The sequence below is a fragment of the Paenarthrobacter sp. CM16 genome, from assembly GCF_013179505.1.
Classification (GTDB): Bacteria; Actinomycetota; Actinomycetes; order Actinomycetales; family Micrococcaceae; genus Arthrobacter.
The window spans coordinates 1-10,736 of the sequence record NZ_JABMCX010000165.1 but is presented as its reverse complement, the minus strand read 5'-3'; the positions used below and the strand labels follow the sequence as shown (position 1 = coordinate 10,736).

Genomic DNA, 10,736 nt, shown 5'->3' with positions numbered 1-10,736 from the left:
TCGGCGATGATCTCCGCCGTTTCGGCTGCGCGGCTCAGGGGTGAGGCCACCACGGTGTCCCATTGCTGGTCCGAGAGGAAGGCGACGGCCTCGCGCGCCTGTTCCCGGCCGACGTCGTTGAGTGGAATATCCGTTGACCCCTGCAACCGGCGCTCGGCATTCCAGTCGGTCTGGCCGTGGCGGACGAGGGCGAATGTTGTGAGGGTCATGCCATCCATTGTGCCTTGCAAGATGGGGCCCGCGCAGTTCCGTACGTCACGCAAGGAAGCGCACGACGGCGGGAGGTCGCCGTCGTGCGTTCAGCGTTGCCACAGTTCCTCCAGCAGGTGCTGAACGGCTACCGGCTGCTCTGCCACCCCGAAATGGCCGCAGCGCGGGAGGGTCTGGGTACGGATGTGCGGGCCGAGAGCGGCCAGGTGATCGAGATCGGACTGCGGGGTGAACACATCCGCGGATCCTCGCAAAACCAACACGTGGCACCTGATGCTGTGCCATGTCGCAAAGTCGTAGCCGGCGAGGGCCCGGGCTGCCGCGCAGAAGGCTCCAGGCCGGGCTTCCTGCCCCAGCCTGCGGATAACGTGGGGCGGTACGGCGGCCGGGTCCGCGAAGAGGGGCCGCAACAGCAGTTGCAGCAGGGGCGTGGTTGCAACGGCGCGAATCAGCACCTTTCCGGCGTTCCCGAGGAAGGCCATGGAGCGCATGATCAACAGCATCCCCGTAAACCAGGGCAGCGTCGCGAGCCCGCGCCAGGGGCGCCGGACCGAGTTTGCAGCGCCGAACACCGTGGGTGATATCGCCGCAACGCTGAGCGTCCGTTCGGGCCGGGCCGCAGCGATATGCAGGGCAATGACGCCGCCCATTGAATGCCCCACCAGGTTCCATTTGGTGTATCCGAGGTCCTCCAAAACCTCGACGACGGCCCCGGCCATGGCCTCGACCGTGGCAGAGGCCAGCTGTGCTCCTTGGGTTGAGTCACCCCAGCCGGGCAGGTCGATCAATATACGGGTGCGGTCCGGGGATGTTGACAGCAGGGGCTGGAACGTCGTCCATGATCCCGCGGCACCGTGGAGGTACACGTCCGCCGTCAGGTTGCCAGAATCCGGGGCGGACTGGAGGCGCACGGCGCACGGCCCCAGCATGGTGGGAACCATCGTGCATTGCAGCTCGGTGTTGTCCTGCAGGGACGGTGGTTGAACTTCCATGGTGTTCGGGTGCTCCTGACCTTTTGATAAAGGTTCGGAGCAGGGGGTGGTGTGGATCGGTGTGCGTGACACCCGTCATTGTTCATCCAGCTGTTTAATCAGTATCCTGATAACTTGTCTGGTGAAACCGGATGATGCTGTTTGGGCTCCTTGCCTGGGCCGCACGTGGCTGAAGCAGATTGGCCGCGCGGCCATCGTGAAAGTTTGAATGACGGCATTGCTTGGTGACGCAAGGACAGTGGTTGGGTCCGTGGTTCCAGGTATGCCTGAAGGACGTGACATTTCGTGGGCAACAATGACGACGCCGTGGACTCCCGTGTCCCCGATTCCATCGACGACACACTCGACGGCCGCTACCAATTGGGACCTGTACTGGGCAGGGGCGCCATGTCCGCCGTTTACCGGGCCACAGACCTGCTCCTCGGACGCGATGTCGCCATCAAGATCTTCCTCCCGGGCTCCGGCGACGACTCGTTCCGTGCCCGCCAGGAAAACGAAATGCGGCTGCTGGCCGCCTTCGACCACCCCGGGCTGGTAGCTGCCCTGGACGCGGGCGTGGACACCAGGAACGACGAAGAACGTGCCTACTTGGTGATGGAGTTGGCCGAAGGCCGGGACCTGCGGGCCATGCTGACGGAGGGGCCGCTCACCATCCCGGAGACCGCACGCATCGGGATCCGGCTGGCAGGGGCGCTGTCCCAGGTGCATGCCAAGGGCGTCATCCACAGGGACATCAAGCCGGCCAATATCCTGGTCTCCGACGACGACGGGCTGGGAGAGTCCGTGAAGCTGGCGGACTTCGGCGTGGCACTGGTGATGAACGACAACCGCCTGACCGCCACTGGATTCACCGTGGGCACAGCCCAGTACCTGAGCCCCGAACAAGCCCAGGGTTTGCACCTGACTCCGGCGAGCGACATCTACTCCTTGGGCCTGGTTCTCCTGGAATGCCTCACCGGCAAAGCGGAGTACCCGGGTACGCCGATCGAAACAGCCTCTGCGCGTCTTCACCGCGCGCCGCAGATCCCCGTGGAATTGCCGGCCCCGCTGCGCTCGCTCCTGGAAGCCATGACGGACATGGATCCCGAAAAGCGGCCGGGCGCGCAGGAAGTGGAACAGGCCCTTGCCGAGGAAGGGATCCAGTCCGGGCGCAGGACCGCCCTTCTGCCGTCGGTCCCTCCGCGGCAGCCACTGCGTTCAACCACGCGGAAGCAGGCCACCGTCACCAGCATCCGGACCTTCACCAAGCGCCGCCCCAAAACTGTCCGGGGTGTGGCGGCAGCGGCGGTCACCATTCCGATCGCTTTGTTGCTCCTCACCCAGGGCATCGGCTTGGCCGGCAACCCGCAGGATCAGTCACAGCCCGCAGATCCCGGTATCTCGCAGGCCGATCCCCAACCCGCCATGCCCAATGTCCCCGCGGCACCCGCGGAGACTGTTACGGAAGCATCCTCGCCCGCGGTACCAGCCCCGGCAGCTCCCGGGACCACAGGTTCAGGGTCCACGGATGCGGGGTCCACAGGTGCGGGTTCGGCTGAAGTGGTCATCCTCCCGGAGACCACCCAGGCCGAGCTGGACACTGTGCCTGCCGACCAACCGGGCGTCGGTGAAGCACCCCTCACCGGCAAGGAACTCGCAGGCCAAAAGAGCGAGGGCAAGAGCGGCAAGAAATCCGAGAACGGCAACGGCAAGTAGCCCAAGCCCGGGTGACAAGCGCACGACGGCGACCTGCCGCCGTCGTGCCTTATCTTCCGTAAGTCATGCGACTCTTCCGGAAGTTATGCGACCGTAAACTCAGCGACACCTAACGCGTCGGCAGGGTCAGCTTCCGGAGGGAAAGCTGACCGCCACCGTTGTTCCGCCGCCCGGGGTCTCCGCGAGCGTGAGGTCGCCGCCATGGGCTTTGGCGATGCTGCTGCAGGTGGCCAGGCCAAGTCCGGAACCCGGTCCGTCGCCCTGCCGCCGCAGGCGCACCAAGGGTTCCAGGACCTTGGCCCTGTCCTCCGGAGCGATGCCCTTGCCGTTGTCCGCTACGAAGACGGTGGCACCGTGATAGTTGGAAACGCCACTGATGCTGATCTTGAGCGGGCGACCCGGGCTGCTGTAGTTCATGGCGTTGGAGAGAAGGTTCTGCAACAGGGTGCGGAGCTGGCCGCGGTCCGCGTGGAGCTTGAGGTCCTGGACCGCCAAAATGCCCTGGTTCTCGATCCCGAGATCCCGGGCCACTTCTTCAGTGACCTCGCCCAATGAAACAAGCGCGGGCTGGATGCCACCGCCCACGCGGGAGTAGCTCAGGACATCTTCCAGCATGCCGAGCATGCGGCGGCCGCTGGCACCGATCCGGTCCAGGTACCGTGCAGCCGTGCTCTGGGGTTCCACATCGGGATCGTCCTCCACCAGTTCCACATAGCCCAGGATGGTGGTCAGCGGGATGCGGAGATCGTGGCTGACGCGGCCCGCGAACCCGGCAAGTTTGGCGTTGCTCTCCCTGAGTTCGGAATACGTGCGGTCCAACTGGACGGTGCGATGCTGCAGCTCCAGCAACTCAACCACTTGCTTGGCCAGGACCTCCAGCATGCTGACCTGCTCCGGGCTCAACTCCTTGGTCTTGTCCGAGAAGACGCAGAGGGTTCCGGGGACGAACCCGGACTCGGTTTGCAACGGAACGGAGGCATAAAAGCGGACTTCGCCGATCTCGCCGGTGACAAAAGGATTGTCCGCGAAACGGGGATCCTTGGACGCATCCGCCACCACGGTCCGCTCGCGGGAGAGGAAGACCTTGGCGCACATGGAGTCTTCACGGGAGCAAACCCCCGGGTCCACGCCCCACGCGCCGATCTGGTGCTGGTACTCGGCGCTGATGATGTTGACCACGCCAAACGGTGCGCCACACAATTCGGTGGCGAGCCTCACAAGGTTCTGCAGGGCACTCATGACGGCGGCATTGGGCAGGAGCGTGGAATCCACGGCGGGATCAAGCCCATACTCCTGCAGTTCCAAGTCCCTGGCGGTGTCCTTCGTGAAAGACAGCTGCCCCTGTATTTCCGTCATAAAAAACAATCCCCCAAGAGTTTCGTCAATTACCTGCCGATACTACCGGGAGGTTGGGCCCGGTGGTTTACTGGAACGCATGACCGAGCAGGAACCGGCCACCGCCGCGTCTACTGACACCATCGATCTCTCCGTACGAACCCCGGCACAAAGGTCCCGCACTTTCACAGGGATCCTGGTCAACACGGCGATGGCCAACATCACCACGAGCTATCTTTGGTTCGCATTGACGTTCTGGGTGTATTTGGAAACCCGCAACGTGATCGCCACAGGGGTGATCGGCGGCGCCTACATGCTGCTGATCGCACTCTCCAGCATCAGCTTCGGCACCTTTGTGGACCGTTACCGGAAACTCGCCGTCATGCGCTTTGCTGCCATGTTCACCCTGGTGATGTTCGTCCTGTCCGGGGTCATGTTCCTGCTGACACCCGAGGAAGCGCTGCTGGACCTGACGCAGCCATGGTTCTGGATCTTCACCATGATCATCCTGATAGGCGCAGTAGTGGAGAACATGCGCAACATCGCACTGTCCACCACGGTCACCATCCTGATCGAACCTGACCGCCGGGCCAACGCCAACGGCTTGGTGGGCATGGTGCAAGGCCTCATGTTCATTGTTACCTCGGTGCTCTCCGGGTTGTCCGTGGGGCTGCTGGGCATGGGCTGGACCGTGGTTGTGGCCCTGGTGCTCACTGCGGTGGCCTTCGGGCATCTCCTCACGCTGCGGATGCCCGAGGAAGTACGGGCAGCTGCCTCCGACGCTGAGGGCGGATTCGACCTGCGCGGGTCATGGGCTGCGGTCATGGCGATTTCCGGACTGTTTGCCCTGATCCTCTTCTCCACGTTCAACAACTTCATTGGTGGCGTCTACATGGCCCTGATGGACCCCTACGGGCTGGAAATGTTCTCCGTGGAAATGTGGGGAACCGTCTTCGCCATTGGAGCCACAGGGTTTGTGGTGGGCGGCGCCTTGATTGGCAAGTTCGGCCTTGGGTCCAACCCCTTGCGGACCATGCTGATCGCGGTGATGATCATGGGCTTGATCGGTGCGCTGTTTACCGTGAGGGAATGGGCTTGGCTCTACATTGCAGGGATTTGGCTGTATATGGCCTTGGTTCCTGTGGTGGAAGCCGCCGAACAAACCGTCATTCAGAAAGTAGTCCCCCTGCCACGGCAAGGAAGGGTCTTTGGCTTCGCCATGGCGTTCGAGTCCGCGGCCGCGCCCATCACCGCTTTCCTCATTGCTCCGATCGCCCAGTTTTGGATCATCCCCTACGCCCGGTCATCCGAGGGCGCAGCACAATTGGAACCGCTGCTGGGAGAAGGCATTTCCCGCGGCATCGCCTTGGTGTTCCTGGCTGCGGGCCTCATCATGATTGCCGTGGCACTTCTTGCCTTCCTGACTCCGGTCTACCGACGGGTCTCGGCTTCCTACGCGCAGACAGCCGCGGAAGAAACCGAGGCGGCCGACTCATCCTCGGCGGGCTGAGCTGACCGGGTGCCTTGAACGGGCCCCAACCATCGGTGCACCCAAAGATCACTCTTTTCGGATGAGACAAGGTGATTGTCCGCGGGTGCAGGGTTGAGTCAGATCGTGGCACCCCGGCCAGGGCCGCAGAGAGGGAGAACATCCATGGCTCAGCAGGACCCCTGTGACTACTTCATAGGCATCGGACCGGATGATGTCATGTTCCTGGACTGGAAACCCGGTGTCCGGATCGAAGCCGCCAACGCCCGTGCCGCCGTCGAGGCCGTTAACCACCTTGCAGCGGGCAACCGATACCCCCTCCTGGTGACTATGGCCGAGACCGCCCACCTCAGCCGTGCGGCCCGCGATGTCTTCGCCGAACCCTGCGCTGCCTCCAGGATTGCCCTCTTGGGAAACAACCCTGTGGACCGCATGCTCGCCGACTACCAGCTGGCAGTTCAAGAGCCTCCATGCCCCACCCGTTTCTTCACTTCGGTATCTGAAGCGAAAGCCTGGCTGCGGCTCTCTCCGGAGGAAGATGGCCGGGGCGCGCCGCAGGAAACGCAGGGGGATGCCCGCCGGGACCTGCGCGGGGACCTGCACCGGGACCGGGCCCGCCCCGGCGGAAGAACCGCGCCGTGACGGAACCGGCGTCGGACCTCCCTGCTGCTTCGGCGACCATTCCTGCTTCGGCGACCATTCCCACCGATGCAACCGTTCCCGCTAACTCGCCGGCGCGGGCCGGCCTGCCCGCACCCGGTTCAGCACCAGCACCAGCCAGCCCAGCACCAGCCAGCCCCCAACAACCCCGCCTGGCCAACGAGTCAGAGGCGCTCCTGGCTGCATCCTCCGCCGCAGTGCTGGCCGGGATCGCAGCTTTGCTCATCTTCTTCGGCCGCACCCCTCCGCTATGGGGCGGCGTATCCCTGGGCCTGGTGACCGCGGGCGCGATCCTGGTGCTCGGGCTGGTGGCGGCATATTTCGGCTACTGGCGCTCGCGGTACCAACCGGATCAGCCCTGGCGGCTCGGCCTTCCAGCGTGGAAATTCATCGTGGACGCCACAACGGTGGCCCTGGTCCATGCCCTGATCGCGGCGATCGCAACTGTCGCGGTTTTCCTGCTCCTGCAGCGCAGCTTCCAGGGGCTCACCGTGGATATCTATGCTGCCACTGTGGGGATGGCGGTGGCCTCAGGCTTGGCCGTGTACTGGATCTATCTCTCGGTGTACGAGATCAGCACCCGCAAGCTGTCCGGCCTCCTGGTCCTGTTCATGGTGATGAGCATCGTCGCCAGCATGGCCACCTCCCAGGACCCCAAGTGGTGGGAGTACCACTTCAGCCAGTTGGGTACGTTGGGCGGGGCTTCCAGTGGTTTGTTCAATCTGTCGTTGGTGGTAGCGGGGTTTTTCATCACCACTTTCGCCGTGTATCTGGACAGGGACCTCCGTTCCCTGATCGCCCAAGGGGTTCTGGTCAAACCTTGGAGCGCCGGACTTTGCTCGGGTGCGTTCGTGGCCATGGGTTTGCTGCTGGCAGGGGTGGGGGTGGTGCCGTTGTCCGTCAGTTTCCTGATTCACACCTTGTTCGCCTCCGGGATGGCCGTGGTGTTCATCCTGCTGCTCCTGGCCTCGCCCTTCATTCTCCGGGGCCTGCCGCGCCGTTTCTTTCTCGTGTGCGGCAGTTTCCTGGCAGCACTGATCGTGTCCCTGGTGCTGTTCTACCCGGTGGGCTACTTCAACCTGACGGCATTCGAGCTCATTGCATTCGTCATCATTTATGGCTGGATCGCCGTCTTCATCCGCTTGCTGGACGCCCTCGCCACCCGGAGCGACTGATGCCGGCCGGACAGCTGGGGGCCGAGCACCGCGCGTTGCGGGCTTCGTTATGGGTTTCCGCTGTGTCGGCCGCAGGGGCATTGGTGCTGGGTGTGCTCAGCGGGACCAGGATCATTGTGTTCGACGGCGCCTACATGGGCATTGGGCTGGTGCTCACCGCGATCTCTTTGAAGGCATCTTCCGCTTCAGCCGGTGGACCCACGCGCCGCTTTCCCTTCGGGCGGGACGCCCTGACGCCACTGGTAGTGCTCATCCAGGGGCTGGCGGTGGCGGGGACGTTGCTGGTGGCAGCGGGCGATGCCGTGGTGGTGATACGCGACGGCGGTTCGCCGGTCAACGCGGCGATCATCGCCATCTATGGGGGTGCGACGGCGGCCATTGGGTTCGGCGTGGCCGCATGGATGCGGCGGGCGGCACCGGACTCGGACCTGGTGGTGGCGGAAATCGCGCAATGGCGGGCCGGGGCCATCCTCAGCGTCATGATGCTCCTGGGCGCAGGGGTGGCGTTGGTCCTGCAAAACCTCGGGTTGAACGATGTTGCCCTCTATGTTGACCCCGTCCTGGTCCTGCTGGCCTGCCTGATCCTGGCGTACATCCCCATCGGGTTGATCCGGACCGGGTTGAACGAGCTCCTCGAAGGTGCGCCTTCCCAAGAGTTGGATGCCGCCATCACCGCAGCGATACAGGGTGTCCGGACGGAATACGGGCTGCAGGAACCGCTCATCCGGTCCGGGAAAGTAGGGCGGAAGCTGTACGTCGAGGTTGATTTTGTGGTGGCCGGATCCGAGTGGAACGTGGGCGAGGAGGACGCCGTTCGCCGGGCCGTCGTCAAAGCACTGGAACCTTTGGGCCTGGACGTGTGGGCTTATGTTGCGCTCACCGCGGCGCCGGAACTCTTCGAATGAGCCCCAGCCATCCCCCGCTTCGGATGAGAACTCCACCACCCCCTACCCCTCATTGGGGAGGTATGGAAGTATCGGCAAATGGACCAATATCTGTGGGTGTTGAAGCAAGACCAACTTGATTTGATTCGCGAATTGGAGCCAGCCAGGCTTGAGCTCCTCGATGAGGAAGGCCTGCTGAAGCTGCACAAACGGGTTCGGCGGGCCCGCAACAAGTACACCACCAACTATCGACGCAAAGCCGCTGACGAGGTTCTGGAAGCCGGCGGCCGCGGAGCTGCGTCGAACAAGTCAGACAAAGCGCGGGCCAGGGCTTTCGTGTTCGAGGAAGCACTCTCGATCGTCAGCACCGAACTGGCCAGGCTGGCCCACGAGGCCGCTGAAGCCTTGAAGGACGAGCGGCTGGAACGCGCCAGCGCCGGGAAGTCCACGGGGCCCGAGTCATCCGGCACAGGCACCAAGTCCGGCACGAATTCCGGCCGGGAACGGTCCCACCAGAAGACCACCGGCGGTGTTAAGCGCGACGCCTCCAGCCAGTCCCAGGGCGCCCAACGCCAAGCGAAGAAGGACGCCCGCTAAGGAAGCAACAGCTAAAAGGCGAACAACGTACGACGGCGGCAGGTCGCCGTCGTGCGTTGTTCGCCTTTACGGTTTGTCGCTTTGCGCTGCTGGCCGCGCTGCTGGCCGTAGGTGTACGGCGCTCAGGCCATAAACGCCAGGTCTTCCAGCCGCACCGGGAACCGCAGGGCTTCCCCACGGGACAGCCGGAGTGCCTCGTCAACGGCGCTCGCCGCCATTCGCTCCAGCTCATTGCCCAAGGACCCTGCCACGTGCGGGGTGAGCAGCACGTTGGGGTGCGTGTAGAAGCGGGAGCCGGCAGGCAGTACCCACGGGGTGGTGACGTCCAGGATCGCGTAGAGATCGCCGCGCTCCACCCTGGCGAGCAACGCATCCTGGTCCACCAGCTCGCCGCGGGAGGTGTTGATGAACGTGGTGCCCGGCCGCATACGTTCAATCAAGCCGGCGTCGATGAGATTTCTGGTTGACGGCAACGACGGCGCGTGGAGACTGACAACATCGCTGCTTGCCACCAGCTCCTCCAGATCCACCAGCCCGACGCCGAGGATGGCCGCCTCTTCCGGGGAAAGGTAAGGATCGGCCACCACCACCTCCAGCTCATACGGAGCCAGCAGCCTGATCACGTGCCTGCCGATCTTCGACGCCCCGATGATGCCCACGCGTTTGCGGTAGTTGCCCATGTCCGGGAAGAGCTGCTCAGCCAGGACGTCGGTCCGGGTGGTGTGCAGGGCGCGGGCGATCTGCAGGACCCGCTTGTTGGCCAGGACGATCATGGCCACGGTGTACTCGGCAACCGGGATGGCGTTCGCGTCTGCGGCGGAACTGACCTGGAGGCCGCGTTCCCAGCAGGCATCACTGATGTGGTGTTTCACGCTGCCCGCGGCATGCAGGATATACCGGAGCCGGGGTGCGGCGTCCAGGACGGTGTGGTCGATCATGGGACAGCCCCAGCCGGTGAGGAGGATATCCGTCTCGGCGAGGATGGCGCGGCCTTCCGGCGTCGTGAAGTCCTGGATGGGGTCGCGGCTCAGCAGTGTCAGCGCCGGTTCCAAGGGATCCAGGCTCCTGGACGGAAATACCGCCCGTGCGGTGTGGGCCGGCATGGCCAAGGCAACGTTCAACCTCACTTGACGCTCCCTGCGGTGAGGCCGGACTTCCAGAACCGCTGCAGCATGATGAACGCCAGCAGCAACGGGATGATTGAGAGCAACGAGCCCGTAATGACCATGGGCGTGAACTCCGGTTGAGGGATGGAATACCCCTGCCAGATGGAGATGCCGACGCTGACGGGCAGCAGTTTCTGGTCCTGCAGCATCACCAGCGGGAGCATGAAGTTGTTCCAGACGCCCACAAACTGGAACAGGGCAATGGTGATGTAACCGGGCATCATCATGGGCAGGCCAAGGGAGAAGAAGGACCGGATGGGTCCGGCGCCGTCAACGCGGGCTGCTTCCAGGGTCTCGGCGGGAACATAAGCCGCCGAGTACACCCGGGCCAGGTAAACGCCGAATGGGTTGCAGAGCACCGGGATGAGGATGGCCCAGATGGTGTTGGTGATGCCGAAAACGGAGGCCAGCAGGTACATGGGGAGCACCGTGGCAGTGTTGGGAATCAGGACGCCCACCAGGACCACCCCGAAGAACGAGTCCTTGCCGCGGAACTGGAATTTATCGAACGCGTAACCGGCCATGACGGAGAT

The 10,736-nt window shown here is 63.9% G+C and carries 11 protein-coding genes; 6 read left to right on the top strand and 5 right to left on the bottom strand.

What is annotated here, in order from left to right; all coding sequences use genetic code 11:
- The coding region (locus HP499_RS14905) for a histidine phosphatase family protein (RefSeq protein WP_172324950.1) at window positions 1-218 on the bottom strand (218 nt) is incomplete at its 3' end.
- Between the two features lie 81 nt (window positions 219-299).
- Window positions 300-1,202 carry an alpha/beta fold hydrolase gene (locus HP499_RS14900; protein ID WP_172324948.1) on the bottom strand — a complete coding sequence of 301 codons (903 nt, stop codon included), beginning with the start codon at window positions 1,200-1,202 and terminating at the stop codon, window positions 300-302.
- Window positions 1,203-1,487: 285 nt separating this feature from the next.
- On the opposite strand from HP499_RS14900, the gene HP499_RS14895 reads away from it, so the two are divergent.
- A complete protein-coding gene (locus HP499_RS14895; protein ID WP_172324946.1) occupies window positions 1,488-2,897 on the top strand; it encodes a protein kinase in 1,410 nt (469 codons plus the stop codon).
- 126 nt (window positions 2,898-3,023) lie between these two features.
- Here HP499_RS14895 and HP499_RS14890 read toward each other — a convergent pair whose 3' ends face one another.
- A complete protein-coding gene (locus tag HP499_RS14890) occupies window positions 3,024-4,253 on the bottom strand; it encodes a GAF domain-containing sensor histidine kinase (RefSeq protein ID WP_172324944.1) in 1,230 nt (409 codons plus the stop codon).
- A 79-nt stretch (window positions 4,254-4,332) separates the two neighbouring features.
- Here HP499_RS14890 and HP499_RS14885 point away from each other — a divergent pair, with 79 nt between their 5' ends.
- The 5 genes from HP499_RS14885 to HP499_RS14865 all read left to right on the top strand — a co-directional run bounded on the left by HP499_RS14885 (window position 4,333) and on the right by HP499_RS14865 (window position 9,037).
- Window positions 4,333-5,742 (top strand): MFS transporter, encoded by a 1,410-nt coding sequence (locus HP499_RS14885; RefSeq protein WP_172324942.1) that lies wholly within the window; start codon window positions 4,333-4,335, stop codon window positions 5,740-5,742.
- 144 nt (window positions 5,743-5,886) lie between these two features.
- Window positions 5,887-6,363: an STAS/SEC14 domain-containing protein gene (locus HP499_RS14880; protein ID WP_253951605.1), complete on the top strand. Its 477-nt coding sequence runs from the start codon at window positions 5,887-5,889 to the stop codon at window positions 6,361-6,363.
- Window positions 6,360-7,556: a DUF998 domain-containing protein gene (locus tag HP499_RS25490; RefSeq protein WP_172324940.1), complete on the top strand. Its 1,197-nt coding sequence runs from the start codon at window positions 6,360-6,362 to the stop codon at window positions 7,554-7,556. Before HP499_RS14880 ends, HP499_RS25490 begins: the two co-directional genes overlap by 4 nt.
- A complete protein-coding gene (locus tag HP499_RS14870; protein WP_172324938.1) occupies window positions 7,556-8,461 on the top strand; it encodes a cation diffusion facilitator family transporter in 906 nt (301 codons plus the stop codon). Before HP499_RS25490 ends, HP499_RS14870 begins: the two co-directional genes overlap by 1 nt.
- Window positions 8,462-8,539: 78 nt before the next feature.
- On the top strand, window positions 8,540-9,037 hold the full coding sequence (locus HP499_RS14865) for a hypothetical protein (protein WP_172324936.1): 498 nt from the start codon (window positions 8,540-8,542) through the stop codon (window positions 9,035-9,037).
- A gap of 122 nt (window positions 9,038-9,159) precedes the next feature.
- Here HP499_RS14865 and HP499_RS14860 read toward each other — a convergent pair whose 3' ends face one another.
- Together HP499_RS14860 and HP499_RS14855 are read right to left on the bottom strand one after the other, a co-directional pair.
- On the bottom strand, window positions 9,160-10,164 hold the full coding sequence (locus HP499_RS14860; RefSeq protein ID WP_172324934.1) for a hydroxyacid dehydrogenase: 1,005 nt from the start codon (window positions 10,162-10,164) through the stop codon (window positions 9,160-9,162).
- Window positions 10,161-10,736: carbohydrate ABC transporter permease (locus tag HP499_RS14855; RefSeq protein WP_172324932.1), on the bottom strand; the 576-nt coding region annotated here is incomplete at its 5' end. The genes HP499_RS14860 and HP499_RS14855, both read right to left, overlap by 4 nt.

What these genes read in the sequence shown, in the direction of transcription:
- HP499_RS14885 (WP_172324942.1), top strand. Translation starts at nt 4,333, where the DNA reads ATGACCGAGCAGGAACCGGCCACCGCCGCGTCTACTGACACCATCGAT.
- HP499_RS14900 (WP_172324948.1), bottom strand. Translation starts at nt 1,202, where the DNA reads ATGGAAGTTCAACCACCGTCCCTGCAGGACAACACCGAGCTGCAATGC.
- HP499_RS14870 (WP_172324938.1), top strand. Translation starts at nt 7,556, where the DNA reads ATGCCGGCCGGACAGCTGGGGGCCGAGCACCGCGCGTTGCGGGCTTCG.
- HP499_RS14880 (WP_253951605.1), top strand. Translation starts at nt 5,887, where the DNA reads ATGGCTCAGCAGGACCCCTGTGACTACTTCATAGGCATCGGACCGGAT.
- HP499_RS14890 (WP_172324944.1), bottom strand. Translation starts at nt 4,253, where the DNA reads ATGACGGAAATACAGGGGCAGCTGTCTTTCACGAAGGACACCGCCAGG.
- HP499_RS14865 (WP_172324936.1), top strand. Translation starts at nt 8,540, where the DNA reads ATGGACCAATATCTGTGGGTGTTGAAGCAAGACCAACTTGATTTGATT.